Source organism: Kitasatospora sp. NPDC036755 (genome assembly GCF_040636595.1).
Taxonomy (GTDB): domain Bacteria; phylum Actinomycetota; class Actinomycetes; order Streptomycetales; family Streptomycetaceae; genus Kitasatospora.
Genome location: NZ_JBEZUT010000004.1, coordinates 46156 through 70666, shown reverse-complemented (window position 1 = coordinate 70666; position 24511 = coordinate 46156). Strand labels below are relative to the sequence as shown.

22 protein-coding genes are annotated in these 24511 nt (G+C 72.2%); 9 read left to right on the top strand and 13 right to left on the bottom strand.

Annotated features, from left to right (window positions below; all coding sequences use genetic code 11):
• The coding region (locus AB0E96_RS01710) for a helix-turn-helix domain-containing protein (protein ID WP_359817248.1) at positions 1 to 1425 on the top strand (1425 nt) is incomplete at its 5' end.
• 7 nt (positions 1426 to 1432) lie between these two features.
• On the opposite strand, the gene AB0E96_RS01705 is transcribed toward AB0E96_RS01710, so the two are convergent.
• Together AB0E96_RS01705 and AB0E96_RS01700 are read right to left on the bottom strand one after the other, a co-directional pair.
• Positions 1433 to 2923 carry an alkaline phosphatase PhoX gene (locus tag AB0E96_RS01705; RefSeq protein WP_359817247.1) on the bottom strand — a complete coding sequence of 497 codons (1491 nt, stop codon included), beginning with the start codon at positions 2921 to 2923 and terminating at the stop codon, positions 1433 to 1435.
• 195 nt (positions 2924 to 3118) lie between these two features.
• Positions 3119 to 4393: a hypothetical protein gene (locus tag AB0E96_RS01700; RefSeq protein WP_359817246.1), complete on the bottom strand. Its 1275-nt coding sequence runs from the start codon at positions 4391 to 4393 to the stop codon at positions 3119 to 3121.
• 136 nt (positions 4394 to 4529) lie between these two features.
• On the opposite strand from AB0E96_RS01700, the gene AB0E96_RS01695 reads away from it, so the two are divergent.
• Positions 4530 to 5003 carry a VOC family protein gene (locus AB0E96_RS01695; RefSeq protein ID WP_359817244.1) on the top strand — a complete coding sequence of 158 codons (474 nt, stop codon included), beginning with the start codon at positions 4530 to 4532 and terminating at the stop codon, positions 5001 to 5003.
• 21 nt (positions 5004 to 5024) lie between these two features.
• Here AB0E96_RS01695 and AB0E96_RS01690 read toward each other — a convergent pair whose 3' ends face one another.
• Positions 5025 to 6653, bottom strand: a complete 1629-nt coding sequence (locus tag AB0E96_RS01690; protein WP_359817243.1) for a hypothetical protein — start codon at positions 6651 to 6653, stop codon at positions 5025 to 5027.
• Positions 6654 to 7011: 358 nt separating this feature from the next.
• Between AB0E96_RS01690 and AB0E96_RS01685 the strand changes: the two genes are divergently transcribed.
• Together AB0E96_RS01685 and AB0E96_RS01680 are read left to right on the top strand one after the other, a co-directional pair.
• Positions 7012 to 8346: an MFS transporter gene (locus tag AB0E96_RS01685; RefSeq protein WP_359817241.1), complete on the top strand. Its 1335-nt coding sequence runs from the start codon at positions 7012 to 7014 to the stop codon at positions 8344 to 8346.
• 407 nt (positions 8347 to 8753) lie between these two features.
• Positions 8754 to 9230, top strand: a complete 477-nt coding sequence (locus tag AB0E96_RS01680; protein WP_359817239.1) for a GNAT family N-acetyltransferase — start codon at positions 8754 to 8756, stop codon at positions 9228 to 9230.
• Between the two features lie 62 nt (positions 9231 to 9292).
• Here the strand turns inward: AB0E96_RS01680 and alaS are convergent, their stop codons facing one another.
• Positions 9293 to 11953 carry an alanine--tRNA ligase gene (alaS, locus tag AB0E96_RS01675; protein ID WP_359817237.1) on the bottom strand — a complete coding sequence of 887 codons (2661 nt, stop codon included), beginning with the start codon at positions 11951 to 11953 and terminating at the stop codon, positions 9293 to 9295.
• Between the two features lie 228 nt (positions 11954 to 12181).
• Positions 12182 to 13225, bottom strand: coding sequence for an HAD-IA family hydrolase (locus tag AB0E96_RS01670; protein WP_359817236.1), 1044 nt, complete (start codon positions 13223 to 13225; stop codon positions 12182 to 12184).
• 212 nt (positions 13226 to 13437) lie between these two features.
• On the opposite strand from AB0E96_RS01670, the gene AB0E96_RS01665 reads away from it, so the two are divergent.
• The 3 genes from AB0E96_RS01665 (at position 13438) to AB0E96_RS01655 (ending at position 15576) form a co-directional block, all read left to right on the top strand.
• Positions 13438 to 13869: an NUDIX domain-containing protein gene (locus AB0E96_RS01665; RefSeq protein WP_359817234.1), complete on the top strand. Its 432-nt coding sequence runs from the start codon at positions 13438 to 13440 to the stop codon at positions 13867 to 13869.
• A gap of 144 nt (positions 13870 to 14013) precedes the next feature.
• Positions 14014 to 14904 carry a hypothetical protein gene (locus AB0E96_RS01660; protein WP_359817232.1) on the top strand — a complete coding sequence of 297 codons (891 nt, stop codon included), beginning with the start codon at positions 14014 to 14016 and terminating at the stop codon, positions 14902 to 14904.
• A 237-nt stretch (positions 14905 to 15141) separates the two neighbouring features.
• Complete coding sequence (locus tag AB0E96_RS01655; protein ID WP_359817230.1) at positions 15142 to 15576, top strand: NUDIX domain-containing protein; 435 nt, start codon at positions 15142 to 15144, stop codon at positions 15574 to 15576.
• 156 nt (positions 15577 to 15732) lie between these two features.
• Here the strand turns inward: AB0E96_RS01655 and AB0E96_RS01650 are convergent, their stop codons facing one another.
• From AB0E96_RS01650 to AB0E96_RS01615, 8 genes are read right to left on the bottom strand one after another with little or no spacing between them, the layout of a single operon-like run.
• Positions 15733 to 16134 (bottom strand): metal-sulfur cluster assembly factor, encoded by a 402-nt coding sequence (locus AB0E96_RS01650; protein ID WP_359817228.1) that lies wholly within the window; start codon positions 16132 to 16134, stop codon positions 15733 to 15735.
• A 22-nt stretch (positions 16135 to 16156) separates the two neighbouring features.
• Positions 16157 to 16609, bottom strand: a complete 453-nt coding sequence (sufU, locus tag AB0E96_RS01645; RefSeq protein WP_359817226.1) for a Fe-S cluster assembly sulfur transfer protein SufU — start codon at positions 16607 to 16609, stop codon at positions 16157 to 16159.
• A 20-nt stretch (positions 16610 to 16629) separates the two neighbouring features.
• Entirely contained in the window at positions 16630 to 17889 is a 1260-nt protein-coding gene (locus AB0E96_RS01640; protein ID WP_359817224.1) for a cysteine desulfurase, read from the bottom strand.
• Positions 17886 to 18650 (bottom strand): Fe-S cluster assembly ATPase SufC, encoded by a 765-nt coding sequence (sufC, locus tag AB0E96_RS01635; RefSeq protein WP_359817222.1) that lies wholly within the window; start codon positions 18648 to 18650, stop codon positions 17886 to 17888. Before sufC ends, AB0E96_RS01640 begins: the two co-directional genes overlap by 4 nt.
• 6 nt (positions 18651 to 18656) lie before the next feature.
• Entirely contained in the window at positions 18657 to 18974 is a 318-nt protein-coding gene (locus tag AB0E96_RS01630) for a bifunctional 3-phenylpropionate/cinnamic acid dioxygenase ferredoxin subunit (RefSeq protein WP_063349526.1), read from the bottom strand.
• 5 nt (positions 18975 to 18979) lie between these two features.
• The gene (gene sufD / locus AB0E96_RS01625) at positions 18980 to 20209 is read right to left on the bottom strand and encodes a Fe-S cluster assembly protein SufD (RefSeq protein WP_359817220.1); all 1230 of its coding nucleotides are present in this window, start codon (positions 20207 to 20209) and stop codon (positions 18980 to 18982) included.
• Positions 20210 to 20263: 54 nt separating this feature from the next.
• Positions 20264 to 21679 (bottom strand): Fe-S cluster assembly protein SufB, encoded by a 1416-nt coding sequence (gene sufB, locus AB0E96_RS01620; protein WP_359817218.1) that lies wholly within the window; start codon positions 21677 to 21679, stop codon positions 20264 to 20266.
• A gap of 9 nt (positions 21680 to 21688) precedes the next feature.
• Complete coding sequence (locus AB0E96_RS01615) at positions 21689 to 22531, bottom strand: MarR family transcriptional regulator (RefSeq protein ID WP_359817216.1); 843 nt, start codon at positions 22529 to 22531, stop codon at positions 21689 to 21691.
• 163 nt (positions 22532 to 22694) lie between these two features.
• Between AB0E96_RS01615 and AB0E96_RS01610 the strand changes: the two genes are divergently transcribed.
• Positions 22695 to 23621 (top strand): ABC transporter ATP-binding protein, encoded by a 927-nt coding sequence (locus tag AB0E96_RS01610; RefSeq protein ID WP_359817214.1) that lies wholly within the window; start codon positions 22695 to 22697, stop codon positions 23619 to 23621.
• A gap of 64 nt (positions 23622 to 23685) precedes the next feature.
• Positions 23686 to 24456, top strand: a complete 771-nt coding sequence (locus AB0E96_RS01605; protein ID WP_359817212.1) for an ABC transporter permease — start codon at positions 23686 to 23688, stop codon at positions 24454 to 24456.
• The last annotated feature ends 55 nt before the right edge of the window (positions 24457 to 24511 follow it).

Genomic DNA, 24511 nt, shown 5'->3' with positions numbered 1-24511 from the left:
CGCGCGGCCGGACGCGCCGCGGCCGCCGCCGTCGCCGTCAAGCTGGACGGCCCCGGCCAGGCCGACGCGCTGCGCGAGGCCGCCACCGACGCGGGCGTCGCCCTGCTCTCGGTGCGCCGGGAGACCCGCTGGGAGCACCTCGACTCGCTGGCCCGGGCGATCATCGCCGGCCCCGACGCCCCGGACGCCCCCGGCGCCCCCGAGCCCAACGCGGGCGACCTCTTCTCCCTCGCCCAGACCGTCGCCGTGCTCACCAACGGCATCGTCTCGATCGAGGACACCTCCAGCCGGGTGCTCGCCTACTCCCGGTCCTCCGACTCCGACGAGGTCGACGACCTGCGCCGGCTGTCCATCCTCGGCTGGCAGGGCCCGGAGCCGTACCTGTCCAAGCTCCGCGAGTGGGGCATCTTCCAGCACCTGCGCAGCTCGGACGCCCCGATCGCGGTCGAGCCGCACCCCGAGCTGGGCCTGCGCCGCCGCCTGGCGGTCGGCATCCGGGCCGGGGCTCAGCCGCTCGGCACCATCTGGGTGCAGGAGGGCGCCCAGCCGCTGGCCCCGCTGGCCGAGCAGGCCCTGGTCGGCGCGGCCCGGGTCGCGGCCGCCCAGCTGGTGCGCCGCCGCCGGGAGCTGTCCGCCGACGTCCGGCTCACCCGGACCCTGCTCACCGGCCTGCTGGAGGGCTCCACCGGCCCCCAGTCGCTCGCCACCCACCTCGGCCTGGACCTGCGCCGCCCGGCCACCGTGCTCGCCTACGGCGCGCACACCACCGACGCGCTGCACCGCTCCGACGTCACCGGCCTGATCTCGGTGCACACCGCCGCCCGGCACCGCGGCGCGCTGCTCGCCCCGATCGAGTCCCGGGTGTACGTGCTGCTGCCCGAGCTGCCGCCCGGCCTGCCGATGACCACCGTGCGCGACTGGGCCTCCGAGGTGGTGACGGCCGCCCGCGAGCACCTGGGCGTCCCACTGCGCGCCGCGATCGGCTCGACCGTCGACGGCCTGGCCCAGGTGCCCGACTCCCGCGCGCAGGCGGACCGCATCCTGGACGCGATGGGCCGCGGCGGAGTGGACCTCGACGTCGCGGCGCTGATCGACGTCCAGGCGGAGGTGCTGGTCAGCGAGATGCTCGCGCTGCTCCAGGAGCGCACCGGCCTGCGCGACCCGCGGCTGACCGCGCTCACCGGGTACGACCGCCGGCACGGCACCCGGCTCGCCGAGTCGGTGCTGGCCTGGCTGGACGCGCTCGGCGAGGTCCGGGTGGCCGCGGACGCCCTGCACATCCACCCCAACACCCTGCGCTACCGGGTGCGCCGCGCCGAGCAGTTGACCGGCATCGACCTCGCCCAGCCGCAGCAGCGGCTGCTGGCGATGCTGCAACTGCGGCTGCCCGCGGACGAGTGGTCCGCGGGCAGCCGTTCCACCTGACGCGACGTCAGCTGCCGTAGCCCTGACCGCGCTTGTGCTCGTTCAGCCGGCGCCACGGGCCGCTGATGGCCAGCTGGATGCCCGGGGTCTGGATGTTGGCGAACAGGGTCTTGCCGTCGTCCGAGAAGGTCACCCCGGTGAACTCGCTGAACTCGGGCTTCTCGGCGGTGCCGATGTTCAGCTCGTTGCGGGCGATCGGGTAGACCAGCCCGTCCTCGGTGGCGCCGAACAGGTGCGAGACGCCGTCGCCGTCCTCGCAGATCACGATGCCGCCGTACGGCGAGACGGTGATGTTGTCCGGGCCGTCGAAGTTGTCGTGGTCGCCCCAGACGTCGCTGTTGACGCCCAGCAGGACCTTCAGGGTGATGGTGCGGCGGTTCGGGTTGTAGAACCAGACCTGGCCGTCGTGCTGGACCGGGCTCTCCGAGCGGGCGAAGCTGGAGACGAAGTAGAAGCCGCCGTCACCCCACCACATGCCCTCCAGCTTGCGGGCGCGGGTGACCTCGCCGTCCTTGAACTGCTTGCGCACCGAGACGGTCTTGGCGTCGCGGTCCTGGACCTTGACCCAGTCCACTCCGTAGGTGGTGCCGACCTTGGTGGCGCGGGAGAGGTCGTCGACGAACTTGCCCTGGGCGTCGAAGACCTTGAAGGCCTCCAGCACACCGGCGTCGTCGGCGAGCTTGCGCAGCTTGTAGCGGCCGTGCTTGAAGCCGGCCGGCGGGGTCCAGCGGAACAGCAGGCCGTTCGGGTTGGAGGCGTCCTCGGTCAGGTAGACGTGGCCCTTCTTCGGGTCCACCACGACGGCCTCGTGGGCGTAGCGGCCGAAGGCCTTGACCGGCTGCGGGTCCCGGTTGTAGTCGTCGTCGAACGGGTCGACCTCGAAGACGTAGCCGTGGTCCTTGGTGAAGCCGTTCTTGCCGGCCTTGTCCTCGGTCTCCTCGCCGGACAGCCAGGTGCCCCACGGGGTCACGCCGCCGGCGCAGTTGGTGGCGGTGCCGGCGATGCCGACCCACTGCTCGACCGAGCCGTCCCGCTTGGCGTGCACGATGGTGCAGCCGCCGGCCGCGCCCGGGTCGTAGACGTGGCCCTCGATCAGCGGCACCGGGTGCGGCCAGTTGGCGCGGGCGCCGGCCAGCTCGTGGTTGACGACCATCAGGTTGCCGCCGCGCTCGTCCTCGAAGGCGGAGGTGCCGTCGTGGTTGCTCGGGGTGAACTCGCCGCTGCGCAGCTTGGTGACGCCGGCCCGGTTGAGGACCTTGTACGAGAAGCCCTTCGGCAGGGACAGCAGGCCTTCCGGGTCCTGGACCAGCGGACCGTAGCCGACGGCGGTGCCGGCGGCCGAGTTGGTCCCGGTGGCCGCGGCGGCCGGGGCCTCGCCGCCGGCCGGAGCGGCGATCGCGCCCGGGGCGCTGGCCAGCGCCTCGGCGCTGCCGGCGATCAGCACGCCGGCCCCGACGAGGGTGGAACGGTTGACGAAGTCCCGGCGGGACAGCGACATGGCAGCAACTCCTGAGGATGAGCGGGGGCGTCGGTGCGGGATGCCGACGCCCAGCAGGCTCCGCCGGACGGGTGAACCCGGCATGACGTCCATCTCACGCCCAGGCGGCCATTTGCCGACCGATGACCTTCACATGACCCCGGCTTTACCCGTGCACCCGCCGCCCCGGCCGGCCCCACCCGCACCGGCGGCCCGTCAGCTCCGCGCCGCCCGCCACTGCTCCCAGGCCGACAGCCACAACTGCTCGGCCAGCCGCTGCTCCTCCCAGACCCCCGCCCCGCCGTTGCCCGGCCGCTCCCGCCACAGCTGCGCCCAGGCCCGCTGGGCCGGCAGGCTCGCCACCTCGCTCGCGAACACCGTGTACCGGACGACCTCCTCGACGGCCGCCTCTCCCTCCGCCGTGCCGAGCAGCCAATGCGTCTGCTGCGAAAGCCGGTTGAGGTGGTTCACCATCGAGGTCACCGCCGCGACGGCCTCCTGCCGGGTCTCGGTGGCCAGCCGCATCTGCTGGCGCACCGCGGCCTCCCAGCGCACCGCGCCGGCCTCCCCGCGCAGCCCGCGCGGCAGCCTCGGCGTGCGCCCGACGCGCACCTGCGCCTCGATCGCGGCGGACTCGGCGACGGTCTGCGCGATCAGCGCCCGGTGCGCCTCCATCCCCACCGCGGGCGGCAGTTCGCGCTCCTCGACCGGAACGTGACGGGCCCGCCGGGCGGCCAGGTCGCGCAACAGCTCGGTGCGGCCGCGCAGATAGCACTCGAAGTCGCCGATCGGGCCGAGCTCCACCGCACCGGGGGGCATCCCGCGCCCGCACACCGTCACGGTCAGCCCGCCGACCCGCAGCCGGCCGGCCCACACCGGCTCGGGCCCGCCCACCGCCGGGGCGCCGGGCTCCGGCACCGGCCGGTCCTCGTGCACCTCCACCGCGCAGGGCTCGCCGTCCACCGTCATCCACACCCGCAACGCCCGCACCCGGCCCGGCCCGTCGCCCTCGTCGACGCCCAACTGCTCGTAGACGCGGTCGCGTTCGTCCTCGACCAGGTCCTCCAGCTCGGGCAGCTGCTCGCCCTCCTCGGCCCCCGGCCGGTAGGTGCGCACGGTCACGTACGGGCCGGCCGCCGAACGCCAGTCACCGCACCTGACCTCGGCCCAGCGCAGCTCGCCGCCGGAGGTCTCGAAGGCGGCCAGCGCCCGGCCGGCCCGCGCCTCGTCCGCCGGCGCCCCGGCGACCACCCCGAACACCGGGAAGTCCGCCGCCGCCAGGATCCGGCGGGAGAACTCCTCCTGATCGGCGAACCCGTCCGCCGGCCGCTCCCGCGATCGGCCCGCCGCCCGGTCCGGTGCCCGGTCCACGAGTCGACCGGCAACACGGTCCTCCCGGACCGGCTGCTCCGGCACCGGGGCGGGCCCCGAGGGCCCCGCGTTCCACTCCTGGTGCCTGCCGCCGCTCTCCCGCATCATCCTGTGCCGCACCCCCGAGTCCTCGCGCCCGCACCGCTGACGCCACCTTACGTGCCCGCAGCTGCCGGGTCATCAGCTCGGCCTCCGGACGGGGGCGGTGGCCGTGTCAGGACGCCCGGTTGTCAGCCGCCCTCCCTAACCTGGCGGCATGACAGCACAGAACGACGCAGCACAGGACCGCACCGGGCAGGGCGCCTTCCCCGCCCGGATCAGCATCGTCACCCTCGGGGTGACCGACCTCGACCGCAGTGCCCGCTTCTACGAGGGGCTCGGCTGGAAGCGCTCCACCGCCTCCAGCCCGGAGATCGTCTGGTTCCGCACCGCCGACTCGGCGCTCGGCCTCTTCCCCACCGAGGAGCTGGCCGCCGACGCGGGCGTGCCCGCCGCCGGCGAGCCCTCCTTCCGCGGCGTCACCCTCGCGGTGAACCTGGAGTCCCCCGCGCTGGTGGACGCCGCGCTGCGGACGGCGGTCGAGGCCGGCGCCGTGGTCGTCAAGCCACCGGTCCCGACCGACTGGGGCGGCTACTCCGGCTACTTCGAGGACCCGGACGGCCACCTCTGGGAGCTGGCCCACAACCCGTTCTTCCCCTTCACCGAGGACGGCTCGCTGGACCTGCCCTGAAGCGTTGCCGCCCTCACGCCCTCAGCCCTTGGAGCGCGCCTTGAAGGCCGCCTTGCGCGCCTCCTTGGCCAGCGCCCGGTCCGGGTGCAGCTCCCCGATCGCCTCCAGGACGTCCGCCGTGTACGGGTGGTCGACCCGCCACAGCTCGCCGAACCACCCGGCCGGATCGCCGTTCACCGGCAGGTCGGTGATCAGTTCGCGCAGCAGCTCGGCGTCCCCGCCGTTGTCCAGCAGCTGGGCGGCGAAGGTGTCGACCACCGTCCACAGCGCCATCGCCCGGTCCGGCACGGGGACGTCCGTCGCCCCCTGCGCCGTCAGCCAGGCCCGCGCCGCGCCGCCCAGCTCCGGGTCGTCCATGACCTCCCGAGCGGCGGGCCCGGCGTCCGGCCCGAGCAGGTTCAGCGCGGAGACGCAGAGCATCCGGCGCAGCGGGCCGTAGCCGTCGCTGCCGCGCGCCGCGGCCAGCAGCTCGCGCGCCGCCGCCACCGGCTCCCGGTCGGCGGTCCACACCCGCAGCTCCTCCTCCGGCAGCACGTTGGCCGACTCGCACACGCCGCGCAGCAGCTCGGCCGCGTCCCCCCTGGCCAGGTCGCCGACCAGCGGTGCGTCGTAGCCGTCCTCCAGCAGCCACTGCCGGATGCCGTACTGGCCGAGCGGGGTGAGCCGGACCAGCCCGAAGCGGGCCGACTCCTCCTCGTCCAGCGGCTCCTCGCCGACCACGGCGGGCTCCTCGCCGTCCTCCTCGTCGAACAGCTCGGGGTCGATCGGGCGGTACTCCAGCAGGCCGAGCTCGGCGAGATCGCCCAGCATCGGGTCCAGCGCGACCATCACGTCCGTGATGTCGCCGAGCAGCTCCTCGCTCGGCTCCTCGCCCTCCGGGACCACCAGCAGCGCGGCCAGCACGCCCAGCGGCACAGTCTCGTTGCCGGGCTCGGCGAAGGCGGTGGTCTCGTAGAGCACCTGCAGGGCCTCGTCCAGCAGCTCGGCGGCCTCGTCCCGGGCCTCCTCGACCTCGGTGAGCCCGTCCTCGTCCTCCTCGGCCCCCTCGGCCTCCCCTCCGGCGGCGGGCTCCCCCTCGGCCTCCTCCGGGACGGAGTCCGCCTCGACGGCCAGCTCCCGGACGATCCCGGCGGCGGTCAGCCACAGCTCCAGGACGGTCTCCGGGTCTCCCTGCTCGGCGGGCTCCAGGTCCGGGCCCGGGACGGCGACGTGCTCGCCCTCCGCGGTCGTGCCGAGCTCCACCAGGTCCAGGTCGCAGGCCAGCGACCAGGCCCGCAGCGCCTCGACCTCGGCCTCCTCGGGCACCTCGCCCTCGGCCGGGGCCAGGCCCAGCAGCCGGGCCGCGGGGGCCCGGTCCGCCTCGACCAGGTCGCCGAACTCGTCCACCGCCAGGTGCGGGGCGGCCCAGCGGGCCAGCGCCAGGGCGAACCCGAACATCGGGACGGCCTTCGCCTGCTCGGCGAGCTCGCGCTCGGCAGGCAGCTTCACCGGCGGGACGAGCACCGCCGCGTCGTCCAGGTCCTCGTCGTCCAGCCCGTGCGCGGCGAACGCCCCGTAGAGGTCCTGGAGCTCCAGGTCCGCGGGCAGCACCGCCTCGGCCGTGCCCTCACCAGCCGAAGCCCCGGTGGTCTTGCGCCGTCGTCCGGCCATCGTTGTGCGCTCTCCCTCAGCCAGCGGTCAGCCCAACAGCGCCGCGTACCGATCCACCACCTCAGCGTATAGGTCGGGCACCCCCGACGCCCGGCTGTTCCGGGCGCACCCAGGGGCGCGCGCCGTGGGCGTGCGCCCACCCCTTATCCTTCGGTCTGGTACCGCGCACACCCCGCGCGTGCCACCGGGGCAACGAAGCCCACGCCCTCCACCCGACCCCGGGCCGGAGGGGCCCTCTTCAGTTCACCTCGCCCCACCAGGGAGCCCTCACCCGCGGCCACCACCACAGCGCCTCCGGACGGGCGCGCCGGCACACCCCGCCGACCCCGGTGGTGCCCGGCCACAGGAGACCCCTGCCATGGCGGACCTCTCCCCCGCCGGCTCCGGCCTGCGCACCGCGCAGCTCGACGGACGCCGACTGTCGGAGGCCCTGCTTCCCCTGGAGCTCGCGCCGCGCGCCCAGCTCCGACTCGCCGCGATCAGCCGCTGGAACGCGCTGCGCGGCGTCCGCGTCGGCCTGGTGGCCGCCGCCCTGCTGCTCATGCTGATCGGCGCCAACCTCGCCACACCGATCTACTCGCTCCTCCAGCAGCAGCTGCACCTCACCGCGCTCGACACCACCGTCCTCTTCGCGATCTACGTGTTCGCGCTCGTCCCGGTGCTCGCCGTGGTCGGCCACTGGTCCGACCACCTCGGCCGACGCGCCCTGATCCTGCCCGCCGTCGCACTGTCCGCCGTCGGCGACGCCGTGTTCGCCACCTCCGGCAGCTTCTGGCAGCTCGCCGCCGGCCGCGCCGTCCAGGGCGTCGCCGTCGGCCTGTCCACCGGCGCCGCCGGGGCCGCCCTCGGCGACCTGCTGCCCGACCGCCCGACACTCGCCGCCAAGATCACCCTGGCCTGCTCGGCGGGCGGCGTCGCACTCGGCCCGATCGTCGGCGCCCTGCTGGCCGGCGGCTCGGACCCACTCCTCACCCCGTTCCTGCTGCACGCCGTCGCCCTGCTCGCGCTCTGCGTGCCGCTGGCCCTGGTCCACCCGCGGATGCCCGGCCGCAGCCGGCCGCCGGCCTCCCCGCCCCGGATCACCACCCCGGCCCACCTGCGCCCGCAGCGCCTGCGCCTGCCGCGCACCGGCCGCCGGGAGTTCCTCCTCGCCGCCGCGGCCGGATTCATCTCCTACGCGGTCTTCGGCGTCTACCTCAGTCTGGCCCCGGCCTTCGCGGCCGACCTGCTGCACACCGACTCCAAACTGGTCGGCGCGATCGTGGCCGCCCTCCTGCTCGGCTCCTCGGCAGCCACCCAGCTGATCGTCCCGCCGACCTCGGACCGCGTCGTGACCGCCCTCGGCATGACCGGCCTGGCCACCGGCCTCGGCCTGGTCGTCGTCGCCGGATACACCGAGACCCCCGCGCTGCTCTTCATCGGCAGCGTCCTCGGCGGCATCTCCCAGGGCGTGGCCTTCCGCTCCCTGTTCACCAGCGCCGTCGCCGCCATGGACCCGGAACGCCGAGGCTCCGAACTGAGCTCCCTGTGGGTCATCGTCTACCTCGGCAGCTCCGGCCCCATCATCGCCCTCGGCGCCCTCGTCCAGCACTACGGCCTCCTGCCCTCCGTCAGCGGCTTCACGGGCCTCGCCGCCCTCCTCTGCGCCGCCCTCGCCATCGCCGTCGCCCGCAAACCCACGCCGACGGCCTGACCCCGCACACAGAACGCGGCTGCCCGGGACCACTACGGTGGCCCCGGGCAGCGGCGCTTTCGCCACCAGCTGTGAACACCCGCGCATCATCCGCTCCGTCGAACAGCTCCCCCACCGTTCCCCACCATCCACCCCCCACCCGCCTCCCGGCGGGTGCCCGCCCCGGGCCTGGCCGCGCAGCCGGGCAGCACGCGGCGCAGATTGAGCAAGCAGCCATGACCTGCCAGAGCCCCTTCGGATCAGTGGGACAGCGGCGGCCCCCTTTGTACTTCTTGTTCCACGATGGAGGAGTGCGAGGGCCGCGCGACCGAAGGCTGGTCGGCCACGAGAGGCGGTGAGCAATGGAACGTATGACAGGCCCACTGGCCAGGGGTTTCACGGTGAGACGCTTTGCTGCCGGTGACTCCGTGGAAGAGCTGACCGCCCTCCTCCATCGCGCCTACGCTGATCACGCGGCTGCCGGCAGGGTCTTCTTCGCGTCCTACCAGTCCGTGCAGGACACAGCCCATCGGCTGGGTGCGGGCGAGTGCTGGGTTGCATGCAGAGGCACGAAGCTCGTGGGATCGGTGGCGGTGGCGGCCCCGTGCACGATGCCTGCCGGATATCCGGTACCAGCGGGAGCCGGCTCGTTTTGGCAACTGGCAGTGGATCCTGCGTACCGCGGAACGGGGCTTGGGCAGCGTCTGCTGGCGCTGGCGGAAGAGCGCGTCGTTGCGCTCGGGTCCACAGTGGCTGTCATCGATACGTCCGCCGAGGCCGTCGAGCTGGTCGGCTGGTACCGCCGACGGGGGTACGTGCCGGTCGGGAGGTGGCGGTGGGATGTCACCAACTACCAGAGCGTGATCCTGCTGAAAGACCTCGCGGCAGTCGAGCGCGAGAGGTGAAGTGGGCGGCCGGTGCTCCTCCGGGTCGAAAGGAGATCTGCCGCCCACGCGACGGCTCTGAGTTACTGGCCGAGCACTCGGGCAGCATCCCGGGCAGCGATGGCGAGCGCCTCGTCGAGCGCTCCGGTGTGGCGTCCACCGGCGCTGGCGACGGGGCCCTTGCCTCCGGCTCCGCCACCGACCGTACGGGCAGCCGGAATGAGAATCTGGCTGGCGTGGGTTCCGGCGGCGTGGAGGTTGCGGGTGACGGCGGCGGCAAGGAGGGCCTTGCCGCCGCCGTCGGTGCCGAGGATGACAACGGCGTGGTCGTCACCCATGAGGTCGGCGATGTTGGTGGCAAGCGTGCGGAGTTCGTCGGGACCGAGACCGGTGACCTTCTCGGCGACGATCCGGCCGCCGGGGACGGTGCGGGCGATGGCGGCGAGCTGCTGGGCACGGGTGCGGAGCTCGGCGTCGCGAAGGCGGGCGAGTTCCTGCTGGGCTGTGGTGAGGGCGTCGAGGCGCTTGCGAAGGGTGTCGGGGGCGTCCTGGGGGCGGGTGCCGAGGAGGGTGGAGAGTTCTTCGAGGAGGCGGCGTTCGGTGTCGTGGTAGGTGAGGGCGTCGCGGCCGGTGAGGGCTTCGATGCGGCGGAGGTTGGAGCCGATGGAGGCTTCGCCGAGGATGCGGACGGGGCCGGCGTTCGCGCCGTGGGGGACGTGGGTGCCGCCGCAGAGTTCGCGGGAGAAGTCGCCGATGTCGACGATACGGACGTGGTCGCCGTACTTCTCGCCGAACAGGGCGGTGGCTCCGGCGGCCTCGGCTTCGGAGCGGGTGGCGTGCCAGATGCGGACTTCGGGGTCGTCGAGGAGATGGTCGTTGACGAGAGCCTGGATGGCGGCGAGCTGGGCGGGGTCGACGGCGGAGAAGTGGGCGAAGTCGAAGCGCAGGCGGCCGGCGTCGACGAGGGAGCCGTGCTGGCGGGCGTGGTCGCCGAGGGTGCGGCGGAGCATGGCGTGCAGGACGTGGGTGGCGGAGTGGGAGCGGGCGACGGCGTCGCGGCGCGGGCCGTCGACGAGGGCTTCGGCCTGCTCGCCGCTGCGGATCTCGCCTTCGCGGATGCGGACGGTGTGGACGTGGAAGCCCTCCAGGCCGAGCCTGGTGTCCAGGACCTCCAGGAGCGCGCCGCCGATGGTACGGATGGTGCCGGTGTCGCCGACCTGGCCGCCGGACTCGGCGTAGAACGGGCTGCGGTCCAGGACGAGTTCGAGCGTGCTGCCCTGGTCGGCGCCGGGCACGACGGTGCCGTCGGAGATGAGGCCGAGGATGGTGGCTTCGGTGTCGAGGCGGTCGTAGCCGGTGAAGTCGGTGCGGCCGTGGCGGGAGGACAGTTCGCGGTAGGCGTCCTGCCGGCGCAGGGCCTCGGCGGTCTTGGCCTTGCCGCCGGCCTTGGCGCGCTTCTGCTGTTCGGCGAGCAGGGCGGTGAAGCGGTCCGCGTCGACGCTCAGCCCGGCGTCGCGGGCGGCCTCGATGGTCAGCTCGACGGGGAAGCCGTAGGTGTCGTGCAGTTCGAAGGCGGTGTCTCCGGTGAGGGTGGTGGAGCGGCCCTCGCGGCTGCGGGTGATGGCGGCGTTGAGGAGCCGGGTGCCCTGGGTGAGGGTGCGGGTGAAGGACTCCTCCTCGGCGGTGACGACCTGCTCGATCAGGCTGGCCTGGCTGGTGAGTTCGGGCCAGACGTCGCCGAGGTTGGCGATGACGCTGGCGGTGGCCGGGGCGAGGACGAGCTGGTCGATGCCGAGCATGCGGGCGTGCCGGATGGCACGGCGCATCAGGCGGCGCAGGACGTAGCCGCGGCCGTCCTTGGCGGGCAGGACTCCGTCCGCGATGAGGTAGGCGATGGAGCGGGCGTGCTCGGAGACCACCTGGAAGGAGATCTTCTCCTCGCCACCGGGACCGCTGCCCGGGTAGTCACGGCCGGCGAGTTCCTGGACGGTGGTCAGGGTGGGCAGGAGGAGGTCGGTGCTGCAGACGTTCTCCACGTCCTGGAGGATCGCGGCGAGGCGGTCGAGGCCGAGGCCGGTGTCGATGCTCTGCTGGGCGAGGTCGCCGAGGATCGGAAAGGTGCCGTTGTCGTCGTCCTCGCCGCGCATGGACTGCATGAAGACGAGGTTCCAGATCTCGACGTACCGTTCGCCGTCGACGGCCGGGCCACCCTCACGCCCGAAGGCCGGCCCCCGGTCGTAGTTGAGCTCGGAGGAGGGGCCGCAGGGGCCGGGGACGCCCATGTCCCAGAAGTTGTCCGCGCCGAGGCGCTGGATGCGCTCGGCCGGAACGCCGATCTTGCGCCAGAGCTGTTCGGCCTCGTCGTCGTCCTGGTGGACGGTGATCCAGAGGCGGTCCTTCTCCAGGTTGTAGCCCTGGGTAAGGAGTTCCCAGGCGTAGGCGATGGCGTCGGCCTTGAAGTAGTCGCCGAAGGAGAAGTTGCCCATCATCTCGAAGAACGTGGCGTGCCGGTTGGTGCGGCCGACGTTGTCGATGTCGGAGGTGCGGGCGCACTTCTGGATGGTGGTGGCGCGGGGGTACTCCGGGGTGACCTCGCCCAGGAAGTAGGGCTTGAACTGGTTCATGCCGGCGTTGGCCAGTAGCAGGGTCGGGTCGGAGGGGATGAGCGGGCTGGACGGGACGTGGCGGTGGCCGCGTGAGGTGAAGAAGTCCAGGAAGGTGGAGCGGATCTGCGTCGAGCGCATGGCGGTAGGGCCCTCACGGAAGAGTCGCGGAGAGGTGGGGGGTGATCACACGCCGAGCCGGGCCGAGAACGAGGACTGAGTGGTTCTCAGTTCTCCAGCTCGGCGCAGATAGCTCGCGCCCCCACGGTGTAGACCATGACTCCGGTATCCGTCGCTCTGAGGTGGCGCAGCCGACAACGGACGCAACGGTCCGCTGCGACTGCACCACCAACAGTAGCGGCTCCGGGGTCAAGATCGCTTGGAGTTGTCCTCCTGACGGCCGATGCCAACCAGGAGGGGCAGGACGAAGGCGGCGTGGTCGGCGCGGGGCATCACGAGGTGGGCTCCCGCCCGGGTGAGGGCTTCGGGGCCGGCGAAGCCCCAGCCTGCGCCGACGGCGGTGACACCCGCGGCGTGGGCGGCGTGGATGTCGGTCTCGGTGTCGCCGACGAAGATGCCCGCCCTCGGAGGAACGTCGAGCCGGTCGAGGGCGAGCAGGACGCCGTCGGGGGCGGGTTTGGGCTGAGCGTCCTCGTAGCAGACGACGGTGTCCAGCTGGTCGAGGATGTCCTGCGGCAGCAGCCAGTTGACCCGTTCGCGGCTTCGCAGGGTCACGACACCGGTGCCGACTCCGGCCTCGCGGAGCGCGGCGAGGGTCTCGGCGACGTACGGGAACACCTCGGCGGTCAGGGTGGCCGTGGCGCTCGCCGCGGCCCAGCCCTCCTCGTTGATCGATCCGTCCAGTCCGAGGTCGGACAGGACGTACTCGCGTGGGGTGGTCGCGGCGGCGGGCGGGAGATCGGCGACGGTCACCCGCTTGCCGAGGGCCACGGTCGCATAGCCTGCCAGGGTGGCGAGTTGGGCGTCCCGGCTGTCGACGAGGACGCCGTCGAGGTCGAAGAGCACGGCCCGCTTCACGCGGCACCGCCCGCCCGGGGTGACGGCAGGTCGGCCTCGGTGAACAGCGAGTTCAGGGTGACACGGTGCTCGGCCAGCAGCGTCCGGCCGCTCCAGGACACACAGCGCGTGGGTGACCGGTCCGCCCACCATCCGCAGGATGCGTGCCATGTGGAGCAGTTGGCCGCCGGAGCGGACCACGTCGTCGACCAGAACGATGCGGCGGCCGTCGATGGGAAGGCCCTCGACCTGGTGGCGCGAGCCGTAGCCCTTGGGCTTGCGGCGCACGAAGGCGGCGGGCAGGCCGGTGGCGGCGGACAGCGCCACGACGAGGGGGACGCCGCCGAGTTCGATGCCGACGAGCACCTGGGCGTCGTCGGGGACGAGGTCGGCCATGGCGGTGGCGGTGTCACGCAGGAGCGCGGGGTCGGAGGCGAGCCGGTACTCGTCGAAGTACGCGTCGAGCCGGCCGTACCGAACGTGGTAATCACCGAGTTCGCGCGGGCCGGCGTTAACCGCCTGGCCAACACCGCGCTGCCGTCCTTCCTAAGCTCCGACAGGCTCTCGCCCCACAACACCGAGACCATCGAGAACAGGAAGAGACCACCATGCAGCACCGCGTCCGCGCCGTCCTCCTCACCCCGAACGACACCATGCTGCTGATCAAGCGCATCCGCCCCGGCATCGACCCGTACTGGGTGATCGTCGGCGGCAAGATCGAGCCGACCGACGCCGGCCCCGAGGAGGCCCTGCTGCGCGAGGTCCGCGAGGAGATCGCGGGCGAAGCCGAGCTCGTCCGCCTCCTCCACACCGTCGAGACCGACGACGAACGCCAGGACTTCTACCTCGCCACCGTCGACAAGTGGAGCTTCGAGGACCGCACCGGCCCCGAGTTCAGCCAGGAGGGCCGAGGCGAGTACCTCTTGGAGGAGATCCCCCTCACCACCGAAGCCCTCGACGCGGTCAACCTCCTGCCTCAGGACTTCGCCACCGTCCTGCGCGAGGCCGTCGAACGCGGGGGTCTCCTGACCACCAGGTAGCCGCAAGCCGGCAGCCACCCGCCAACCCCGAAGGCCTCACGCAGCGTCAACTGCCGTGATACGCTCCGTGATCCAATCGAAAACAGGCGACCCCGGCGGTGCTCGCAACACCCCGGGGTCCGGCAACAGGAGCCCAAACTCCCGATGCGCGTCCATCGTAGCGCCCCCGTGCGCAACTTCACCGTGCTGCCCAACGCCGTCCTCCAGTACCGACGGCTCTCCTACACCGCCCGCGGCCTGCTCGCGGACCTCCTCTCCCGCCCCGACGGCTGGCGCGAGGACGGCCGGCACATGGCCGACACCAGCCCCCAGGGGCGCGGCGCCGTCCGCAGGGCGCTGAAGGAGCTGACTGACGCCGGCTACTACCGGATCGAGAAGATCCGCATGCCGGACGGCACCATCCGCACCGAGACCCACGTGTACGACACACCGTGGTGCGCACCGGATGCCACCCGTCCGGCGCCCGGTGGAGCGGCAACCGGTGCTGCTGGCAGCCCTGTTGTAAAGGACCGGCAGCAAGAACCCGCCCTCCCCGCGAGTCCGGCCGATGACCTCACGCCGGAAGGACAGGAGGAGGATTCCGGGACCGAAGAGGTCCGCGAAGCGGTGGCCACCCTGTTCCGGGTGATCCGTCCCGAACCCCGGCTGCGCCTGGGCGAGGCCGAAGCGCGTGAACTCGCGCCCCTGGTGGCCCAGTGGCTGGCTCGCGGCAGCACGCCGGCCGACCTCACCCACGCCCTGCTGCCGGGCCTGCCCACCCCGATGCACTCGGCGGCCGCCGTGCTCCGCTACCGCCTGGAGCACAAGATGCCGCCCACCCGGCCCACCGCCCGGCCACCGGCCCGGTACGCCGAGTGCGCCAGGTGCCACGACCCCGTGCCCCGACCGGGCATCTGCCGCCCGTGCGCCGGCCTGGCCTCCCGAACCCTCGCGGTCGGCCAGGGGGCGGAGGTGGCAGCCGCAGGCGCCGCCCGGGTCCGGGCCGCCCTGCGCTCCGCGGTGACCGGCAGGCGGCCTGCACAGCTCGCCGTCTGAGACACGCTGTCCCACCGGCCCCGACGGGGCCACACCATCAGCGCCGCATGGTGAACCGCCCTTGGCACGACCGACCCGGCCACCAGCCTCGCCAGGTCGTCGCCGGGTACACCGGCACCCTCGCGCTGCGCTTCACACGATCAAGCTCCCGGTCTGGCATCGTGAACAGGATCTCGAACTGGCCGAGCAGTACGTCCGCGCGGCCGTCAAGGTCAGCGACCACCACAAGGAGCTGCTGTGACTGTCGTCTCTCCCGAGTTCGTGGCCGGCCTGGCGGCCGACGCCGAAGCCGCCGGCGTCACCGGCTTCGTCGCGGCCGCCGTGATCAAGCACGAGGGCCGGGTCCTGCTCGTACGGCGCAACCCCGACGACTACCTGGGCGGACTGTGGGAGATCCCCTCCGGAACGGTCGAGACCGGGGAGAGCATCCTGGCCGCCCTGCACAGGGAGACCGCCGAGGAGACCGGCCTGGCCATCGACCGGATCACCGGCTACGTCGGCCACTTCGACTACCGGAACAGCCGCGGCGGCACCACCCGCCAGTTCAACTTCGCCGTCACCGTGGAGCGGACCGGGCCGGTCGTCCTCGCCGAACACGACGCGCACCAGTGGGCACTCCCGGGTGAGCTGCCCGAGGTCAGCGACGAGGTCCGCAAGCTGATCGCCCGCTGAGGCCGGTGCGAGCCGGCCGGACGCTGCTGGACGCACCGTGTGCCGCCGGGCCGGGCGGCACACGGCCAGGCCCGCTCCAGGCGAAGGCCCCCCGGCACACCGCTGCCGCGCGACCCCAAGGGTGTCGCGCGGCAGCAGCTTGAGCCGAAGACGATCTCAGACGTTGAAGCCCAGCGCCCGCAGCTGGTCGCGGCCGTCGTCGGTGATCTTGTCGGGGCCCCACGGCGGCATCCAGACCCAGTTGATGCGCAGGTCCTGGACCAGGCCGTCGGTGGCGGTCTTGGCCTGGTCCTCGATGACGTCGGTCAGCGGGCAGGCCGCCGAGGTGAGCGTCATGTCGATGGTGGCCACGTCGGACTCGTCGATGTGGATGCCGTAGATCAGGCCCAGGTTGACGACGTCGATGCCCAGTTCGGGGTCGACGACGTCCATCAGGGCTTCGGTCAGGTCCTCGACGGAGACCGTGCCGGCGGTGGTGCCGACGATGACGGTGCCGGTCTGCTGCTCCGCAGCGGGGGCCTCGGCGCCGGTGGTGGTGGTGGTGCTTTCGTCGCTCATGGTCTTGTCCTCCTCTGCGGGGTCAGTCGTTCGTGGCGGGGTTCTGGGCGAGCGCCTGGGCGGTGGCGTCCTTCCAGGCCATCCAGCTGAGCAGGGCGCACTTGACCCGGGCCGGGTACTTGGAGACGCCGGCGAACGCGACCGCGTCCTCCAGCACCTCCTCGTCGCCCTCGCCCTGCCCCTTGCTCTGCATCAGTTCCAGGAACGCCTCCTGGACCGCCTGCGCCTCGCCCACGGTCTTGCCGACCACCAGGTCGTTGAGCACCGAGGCGCTCGCCTGGCTGATCGAGCAGCCCTGCGACTCGTACGAGACGTCGGTGACGGTGGCGCCGTCGAGCTTCACCCGCAGGGTGATCTCGTCGCCGCACGTCGGGTTGACGTGGTGCACCTCGGCGTCGCCGTCCCGCAGACCCTTGCCGTGGGGGTTGCGGTAGTGGTCCAGGATGATGTCCTGGTACATCGAGTCGAGCTTCATGGTCGTCCTGCCCCGTCCCGTCAGCCGAAGAAGTTCCGGACGTGGTGCAGGCCGTCGATCAGCGCGTCGACCTCGCCCGGCGTCGAGTACAGGTAGAACGACGCCCGCGTGGTCGCCGGAATTCCGTACCGCAGGCAGACCGGCCGCGCGCAGTGGTGGCCGACGCGCACGGCGATGCCCTGCTCGTCGAGCACCTGGCCCACGTCGTGCGGGTGGATGTCGCCGAGGGTGAAGGAGATCGCGGCGCCGCGGTCGACGGCCGTGCGCGGGCCGATGATCCGCAGGTCCGGGACCTCGAGCAGCCGCTCGACGGCGTACTCGGTGATCGCGTGCTCGTGCGCCGCGATCCTCTCCATGCCGATGTCCTGGAGGTAGTCGATGGCCGCGCCGAGTCCGACCGCCTGGGCGATCGGCGGGGTGCCGGCCTCGAACTTGTGCGGCGCCGGGGCGTAGGTGGACGAGCCCATGGTGACGGTCTCGATCATCTCGCCGCCGCCGAGGAACGGCGGGAGGTCCTCCAGCAGCTCGTGCCGGCCCCAGAGCACGCCGATGCCGGTCGGGGCCAGCATCTTGTGGCCGGTGAAGGCGACGAAGTCGGCTTCCAGCGCCTGTACGTCCAGCACCATGTGCGGTGCGGCCTGCGAGGCGTCGATGACGACCAGCGCGCCGACCGACTGGGCCTTGCGGACGATCGTCTCGACCGGGTTGACCGTGCCCAGCAGGTTGGAGACCAGGGTGAAGGAGACCACCTTGGTCTTCTCGGTGATCAGCTCGTCGATGTTCGACAGGTCGAGCCGGCCTTCGTCGGTCAGCCCGAACCACTTGAGCTTCGCACCGGTGCGCTGCGAGAGCAGCTGCCACGGGACGATGTTGGAGTGATGCTCCATCTCCGTGATGACGATCTCGGAGTCGGCGTCCACCCGGTACGGCTCGTCGGCCCAACCGAGCATGTTGGCGACGAGGTTGAGCGACTCCGAGGCGTTCTTGGTGAAGATCACCTCGTTGCGGCTCGGGGCGTTGACGAACGCCGCGACCTTGTCCCGGGCGCCCTCGTACAGCGCCGTGGCCTCCTCGGCGAGCACGTGCACGCCGCGGTGGACGTTGGCGTTGTGCCGCTCGTAGTAGGCGTTCAGGGCTTCCAGTACCTGGCGCGGCTTCTGCGAGGTGGCCGCGTTGTCCAGGTAGACGAGCGGCTTCTCGTCGTGCAGCACCCGCTGGAGGACCGGGAAGTCCTTGCGGATCGCGTCGGTGTCGAGCAGTCCCGCGAACGGATGCGTCACGCGGACGCGCCCCCCTTCACATACGCCTCGTAGCCCTCGTTCTCCAGCTTGTCGGCCAGCTCGGCGCCGCCGGACTCGACGATGCGGCCGCCCGCGAAGACGTGGACGTGGTCGGGCTTGATGTACCGCAGGATGCGGGTGTAGTGGGTCACCAGCAGGGTGCCGACCTCGCCGGTCGAGCGGACCCGGTTGATGCCCTCGGAGACGATCCGCAGCGCGTCGACGTCCAGGCCGGAGTCGGTCTCGTCGAGGATCGCGATCTTCGGCTTGAGCAGCTCCAGCTGGAGGATCTCGTGGCGCTTCTTCTCGCCGCCGGAGAAGCCCTCGTTGACGTTGCGCTCGGCGAAGGCCGGGTCCATCTGGAGGGCGGCCATCGCCTCCTTGACCTCCTTCACCCACAGCCGCAGCTTGGGGGCCTCGCCGCGGACGGCGGTGGCGGCGGTGCGCAGGAAGTTGGAGACCGAGACGCCGGGGACCTCGACCGGGTACTGCATGGCCAGGAAGACGCCGGCCTTGGCGCGCTCGTCGACGGACATCTCCAGGACGTCCTCGCCGTCCAGCAGCACCGAGCCGCCGGTGACGGTGTACTTGGGGTGACCGGCCAGCGAGTAGGCCAGGGTGGACTTGCCGGAGCCGTTCGGGCCCATGATGGCGTGGGTCTCGCCCTGCTTGACGGTCAGGTCCACGCCCTTCAGGATCTCGCGCGGGCCGTTCTCGGCGTCCACGGAGACGTGCAGGTCGCGGATTTCAAGGGTTGCCATGTGTACTCAGGACTCCTGGTTGACGGAGACGAGCACATCGTCCCCTTCGATCTTTACGGGGTAGACAGCGACCGGCTTGGTGGCGGGCAGGCCGGAGGGCTTGCCGGTGCGCAGGTCGAAGCTGGAGCCGTGCAGCCAGCACTCGATCATGCAGTCCTCGACCTCGCCCTCGGAGAGCGAGACGTTCGCGTGCGAGCAGGTGTCGTTGATCGCGAACACCCCCTCGTCGGTGCGGACGACGGAGACCGGCACGCCGTTGAGGTCCACGCGCTTGGGAACGTCCTCCTGGAGGTCGCTCAGCGCGCAGGCACGGAGGAAGGTCATCGGGCTCAGACCGCCGCTTCCAGCTCGGCGTCGATCTTCTCCATGAGCTGGTCCTGGACCTCGGCCACGCCGATCTGCTGGAGCAGTTCGGCGAAGAAGCCGCGCACCACCAGGCGGCGGGCCTCGTCGGCCGGGATGCCGCGGGCCATCAGGTAGAACAGCTGCTCGTCGTCGAAGCGGCCGGTCGCGGAGGCGTGGCCGGCGCCGACGATCTCGCCGGTCTCGATCTCCAGGTTCGGGATCGAGTCGACCCGGGCGCCGTCGGTGAGCACCAGGTTGCGGTTGAGCTCGTAGGTGTCGGTGCCGAGCGCGGCGGCGCGGATCAGCACGTCGCCGACCCAGACCGCGTGGGCGTCCTGGCCCTGGAGCGCGCCCTTGTACGCCACGTTCGACCGGCAGTGCGGCGTGTCGTGGTCGACGACCAGGCGGTGCTCCAGGTGCTGGCCGGCGTCGGCGAAGTAGAGGCCGAACAGCTCGGCCTCGCCGCCGGGGCCCGCGTAGTTGACGCGCGGGTGCAGGCGGACCAGGTCACCGCCGAAGGTGACGACCACGGACTTGTAGGAGGCGTCGCGGCCGACCAGCGCGTTGTGCTGGGCGACGTGGACGGCGTCGCGCTCCCAGTCCTGCACGGAGACGAAGGTGAGCTTGGCGCCTTCGCCGACCAGCAGCTCGACGTTGGCGGCCCGGGTGCCGGTGCCCGCGTGGTTGAGCACCACGACGGCCTCGGCGAACGGCTTGACGTCGATCACCACGTGGGCGAAGCGGACCCCGCCCTCGCCGCGCACGTCGATCTTGACCGGCTCGGTGAGCACCGCTTCCTTCGGGACGGTGACCACCAGGGCCTGCTCGAAGGCGCTGAACGCCTGCGCGGCGACCCGGTCGACCGGCGTGCCGGCCTTGCCCAGGCGGGCGTCGTCCCGGCCGACGGTCTCGGCGGTGACGCCGTCCGGCAGCGTGAACTCGACCTTGTCCTCGCCGCGCTCGGCAGCCGCGGCGGTGCCGTCGTGCAGGCCGGCGAGGCGGTGCAGCGGGGTGAACCGCCAGTCCTCCTCGCGGCCGGTGGGCACCGGGAAGTCGTTCACGTCGAAGGACGGCTTGACCGCGACGCGCGCGTCGATCGGCTGCTGGACGGTGGTCCGGCCGGTGCCGGGGCCGGCGAGCTGCGCGCCCGCGCCGGCGGTGCCGACCTCGATCGACCCGGCGGTGGTGGAGCCGGTGGTGTTCTGCTCAGCCATGGCTGTTCGTAGTGCTCTCTTCCTCGGAAATGAGTGGACGGCGGCGGCCGGGGGTCAGCCGACCGAGCCCTCCATCTGCAGCTCGATCAGCCGGTTGAGTTCCAGCGCGTACTCCATCGGCAGCTCACGCGCGATCGGCTCGACGAAGCCGCGGACGATCATCGCCATCGCCTCGAACTCGGTCAGGCCGCGGCTCATCAGGTAGAAGAGCTGGTCCTCGCTGACCTTGGAGACCGTCGCCTCGTGGCCCATGGACACGTCGTCCTCGCGGACGTCCACGTACGGGTAGGTGTCCGAGCGGGAGACGGTGTCGACCAGCAGCGCGTCGCACAGCACGTTGGACTTGGCGCCCTTGGAGCCCTCGCCGATCTCGATCAGACCGCGGTAGGAGGTCCGGCCGCCGCCGCGCGCCACCGACTTGGAGACGATGTTGGAGGAGGTGTTCGGCGCCATGTGCACCATCTTGGCGCCGGCGTCCTGGTGCTGGCCCTCGCCCGCGAAGGCGATCGACAGGGTCTCGCCCTTGGCGTGCTCGCCCATCAGGTACACGGCCGGGTACTTCATGGTGACCTTGGAGCCGATGTTGCCGTCGACCCACTCCATGGTCGCGCCCTCGTACGCCACGGCGCGCTTGGTGACCAGGTTGTAGACGTTGTTCGACCAGTTCTGGATCGTCGTGTAGCGGCAGCGGCCGCCCTTCTTGACGATGATCTCCACGACCGCCGAGTGCAGCGAGTCGGAGGAGTAGATCGGGGCGGTGCAGCCCTCGACGTAGTGGACGTAGGCGTCCTCGTCGACGATGATCAGCGTCCGCTCGAACTGGCCCATGTTCTCGGTGTTGATCCGGAAGTAGGCCTGCAGCGGGATGTCCACGTGCACGCCCTTCGGCACGTAGATGAACGAGCCGCCGGACCACACCGCGGTGTTCAGCGCGGCGAACTTGTTGTCGCCGGCCGGGATCACCGTGCCGAAGTACTCCTTGAACAGCTCCGGGTGCTCGCGCAGCGCGGTGTCGGTGTCCAGGAAGATGACGCCCTGCTCCTCCAGGTCCTCGCGGATCTGGTGGTAGACGACCTCGGACTCGTACTGGGCGGCGACGCCGGCGACCAGGCGCTGCTTCTCCGCCTCCGGGATGCCGAGCTTGTCGTAGGTCGCCTTGATGTCCGCCGGCAGGTCCTCCCAGGACTCGGCCTGCTTCTCGGTGGAGCGGACGAAGTACTTGATGTTGTCGAAGTCGATGCCGGTGAGGTCGGAGCCCCAGGTCGGCATGGGCTTCTTGCCGAACAGCTTCAGGCCCTTGAGACGCAGGTTGAGCATCCACTCGGACTCGTTCTTCTTCGCGGAGATGTCGCGGACGACCTCCTCGCTGAGCCCGCGCTTGGCCGCGGCACCGGCGGTGTCCGGGTCGGCCCAGCCGTACTCGTAAGTGCCCAGGCCCTCGAGCTCCGGGTGCGAAACGGTGTCAGTCATGCGAGCTTCCTAACGCGCGGACGCAGAATCTTCGGTGGACGTACCGGCAGTCGGCAGCGCATCGGAGCCGCGGCCCGAGGGCACCAGGGCGGACGACGATGCGGCACCGGATGCCGGCACATAGGTGGTGCAGACCCCGTCGCCGTGGGCGATCGTGGCCAGCCGTTGCACATGGGTGCCCAGGAGCTGGGAGAAGACCTCGGTCTCCGCCTCGCAGAGCTGCGGGAACTGCTCGGCGATGTGCGCGACCGGGCAGTGGTGCTGGCAGAGCTGGGCGCCCGCCGGGGCCTTGGCCGCGGCCGACGGGACACGCCGCACCGTCGCAGCGTACCCGTCCGCGCTCAGCGCCTGGGCGAGCGCCTCGGTGCGCTCTCCGGCGGCGGCCAGGCGCAGGGCCTCCAGGTACTTCTCGGCCTGCTTGCCGAACCGGGCGCGGGCGAAGGCGGCGACCGCCTCCTCGCCCGCCTTGCCGCCACCCACCGACTCCGCGATCCAGCGCAGCGCGTCGGCGGCGAGCTGGTCGTAGGCCTGGTAGAAGGCGTCCCGGCCGGCGTCGGTGAGTGCGAAGACCTTGGCCGGACGGCCCCGGCCCCGGCTGCCGTAGACCCGCTGTTCGCGGGACTCCACGAGGCCGGTGGCGGCCAGCCCGTCGAGGTGGCGGCGGACGGCCGCGGCGGTGAGGCCGAGCCGGTTGGCGAGGTCGGCGGCGGAGGACGGACCGTGGTCCAGGATCGACCGCGCGACCCGGTCCCGGGTGGCCCGGTGGCCCTCCAGCAGCACCTCGGCCGCCGTCACGGGCACGTCGCAGGAGGAGGCCGACTCGGCCTCCTGCTGCTGGGCGTGCTCGCGCATGTTTTTCACAACACCAGTGTTGCGTAATTCCTTCCGCCGGGACAAGCCGTGACCCAGGCCTCACCGGTGTCATCTGTCACGCAGGTAAGCCTTACCTGACCTGGGAAAACGATCATCGGCCCGCCGGACGGCCCGCGCGTCAGGCACTCTTACACTCGCCGGTATGCACTCCGAACCCGCGGTCCAGATCGCCGGGCTGGTCAAACGCTACGACGACAAGCTCGCGGTGGACGGCCTCGACCTCACCATCCCGGCCGGCGCGATCACCGCCGTCCTCGGCCCCAACGGCGCCGGCAAGACCACCACCATCGAGACCTGTGAGGGCTACCGCCGCCCCGACGCCGGCACCGTCCGCGTCCTCGGCCTCGACCCGGTCACCCAGAGCGCCGCACTGCGACCCCGGATCGGCGTGATGCTGCAGTCCGGCGGCGTGTACGCGGGCGCGCGCGCCGTCGAGATGCTGCGGCACACCGCCAAGCTGCACGCCCACCCGCTGGACGTCGACGCCCTGGTCGAACGCCTCGGCCTCGGCTCCTGCGGCCGCACCACCTACCGCCGGCTCTCCGGCGGCCAGCAGCAGCGGCTCGCCCTGGCGATGGCCGTCGTCGGCCGCCCCGAACTGGTCTTCCTGGACGAGCCCACCGCCGGCCTCGACCCGCAGGCCCGCCGCGCCACCTGGGAGCTGGTGCGCGACCTGCGCCGCGACGGCGTCACCGTGGTCGTCACCACCCACCACATGGACGAGGCCGAGCAGCTCGCCGACCGGGTCGCCGTCGTCGACCGCGGCAAGGTCATCGCCGACGGCACCACCGAGGAGCTGTGCCGCGGCGGAGCCGAGAGCGCGCTGCACTTCGACGGCCCGCCCGGCCTCGACCTCGGCCCGCTGCTCAAGGAGCTGCCCGGGGGCGCCACCGCCGTCGAGACCGCCCCCGGCCGCTACCGCGTCGAGGCCCCCGTCGACCCGAAGCTGGTGGCCACCGTCACCGGCTGGTGCGCGGCCTCCGGCATCCTGCCCGAACGGCTGTCCGTCCAGCGCCGCAGCCTGGAGGACGTCTTCCTCGACCTGACCGGACGGGAGCTCCGACCGTGACCGAGCGAACCATCGAGCGGTGCGCGTCGAGCGCGGCGCCCACCGAACGGAGCGGGGTCGACGCATGAGCACCACGGACTACTCCCCCAGGCCGGGCGCCGCGCCGGTCGGCCGGATGCTGCTCGCGCAGACCGCGTTCGAGACCCGGATGCTGCTGCGCAACGGTGAGCAGCTGCTGCTCACCGTGGTCATCCCGACCGTGCTGCTGGTGCTGTTCTCCGCCGTGGACATCGTCGCGGTCGAGGGCCCCGGCAAGCGGGTCGACTTCCTGGCCCCCGGCCTGCTCGCGCTGGCCGTGATGTCCACCGCCTTCACCGGCCAGGCCATCGCCACCGGCTTCGAGCGCCGCTACGGCGTGCTGAAGCGGCTCGGCGCCAGCCCGCTGCCGCGCTGGGCGCTGCTGACCGCCAAGACCGGCTGCGTCCTGGTGACGGAGGCGCTGCAGGTCGCGCTGCTGTCGGTGATCGCGCTGGCCCTCGGCTGGTCCCCGCACGGCAACCCGCTGACGGTCGCCGCGCTGCTGGTCCTCGGCACCGCCGCCTTCTCCGGGCTCGGCCTGCTGATGGCCGGCACCCTGAAGGCCGAGGCCACCCTGGCCGGCGCCAACCTGGTGTTCGTCCTGCTGCTGCTCGCCGGCGGGGTGATCGTGCCGCTGAGCAGGTTCCCCGACGCCGTGCGGTCGGTGCTGGAGCTGCTGCCGATCTCCGCGCTCTCGGACGGCCTGCGGTCGGTGCTCCAGTCCGGCGCCGGGGTGCCGTGGTCGGACCTCGGCATCCTGGCCGGCTGGGCCGTGGTGGCCCTGGCCGCCGCCGCCCGCTTCTTCCGCTGGGAGTGAACCGCTGCGGGTGACCCACGGGAAGTGATCCGCCGGGAGCGATCCGCGACCACGC

Excerpts from the sequence above, each read along its gene's own strand:
- AB0E96_RS01705 (WP_359817247.1), bottom strand. The coding sequence starts at position 2,923 with ATGTCGCTGTCCCGCCGGGACTTCGTCAACCGTTCCACCCTCGTCGGG.
- AB0E96_RS01695 (WP_359817244.1), top strand. The coding sequence starts at position 4,530 with ATGACAGCACAGAACGACGCAGCACAGGACCGCACCGGGCAGGGCGCC.
- AB0E96_RS01690 (WP_359817243.1), bottom strand. The coding sequence starts at position 6,653 with ATGGCCGGACGACGGCGCAAGACCACCGGGGCTTCGGCTGGTGAGGGC.
- AB0E96_RS01685 (WP_359817241.1), top strand. The coding sequence starts at position 7,012 with ATGGCGGACCTCTCCCCCGCCGGCTCCGGCCTGCGCACCGCGCAGCTC.
- alaS (WP_359817237.1), bottom strand. The coding sequence starts at position 11,953 with ATGCGCTCGACGCAGATCCGCTCCACCTTCCTGGACTTCTTCACCTCA.
- AB0E96_RS01670 (WP_359817236.1), bottom strand. The coding sequence starts at position 13,225 with ATGGCCGACCTCGTCCCCGACGACGCCCAGGTGCTCGTCGGCATCGAA.
- AB0E96_RS01665 (WP_359817234.1), top strand. The coding sequence starts at position 13,438 with ATGCAGCACCGCGTCCGCGCCGTCCTCCTCACCCCGAACGACACCATG.
- AB0E96_RS01660 (WP_359817232.1), top strand. The coding sequence starts at position 14,014 with ATGCGCGTCCATCGTAGCGCCCCCGTGCGCAACTTCACCGTGCTGCCC.
- AB0E96_RS01650 (WP_359817228.1), bottom strand. The coding sequence starts at position 16,134 with ATGAGCGACGAAAGCACCACCACCACCACCGGCGCCGAGGCCCCCGCT.
- sufU (WP_359817226.1), bottom strand. The coding sequence starts at position 16,609 with ATGAAGCTCGACTCGATGTACCAGGACATCATCCTGGACCACTACCGC.
- sufC (WP_359817222.1), bottom strand. The coding sequence starts at position 18,650 with ATGGCAACCCTTGAAATCCGCGACCTGCACGTCTCCGTGGACGCCGAG.
- AB0E96_RS01630 (WP_063349526.1), bottom strand. The coding sequence starts at position 18,974 with ATGACCTTCCTCCGTGCCTGCGCGCTGAGCGACCTCCAGGAGGACGTT.
- sufD (WP_359817220.1), bottom strand. The coding sequence starts at position 20,209 with ATGGCTGAGCAGAACACCACCGGCTCCACCACCGCCGGGTCGATCGAG.
- sufB (WP_359817218.1), bottom strand. The coding sequence starts at position 21,679 with ATGACTGACACCGTTTCGCACCCGGAGCTCGAGGGCCTGGGCACTTAC.
- AB0E96_RS01615 (WP_359817216.1), bottom strand. The coding sequence starts at position 22,531 with ATGCGCGAGCACGCCCAGCAGCAGGAGGCCGAGTCGGCCTCCTCCTGC.
- AB0E96_RS01610 (WP_359817214.1), top strand. The coding sequence starts at position 22,695 with ATGCACTCCGAACCCGCGGTCCAGATCGCCGGGCTGGTCAAACGCTAC.
- AB0E96_RS01605 (WP_359817212.1), top strand. The coding sequence starts at position 23,686 with ATGAGCACCACGGACTACTCCCCCAGGCCGGGCGCCGCGCCGGTCGGC.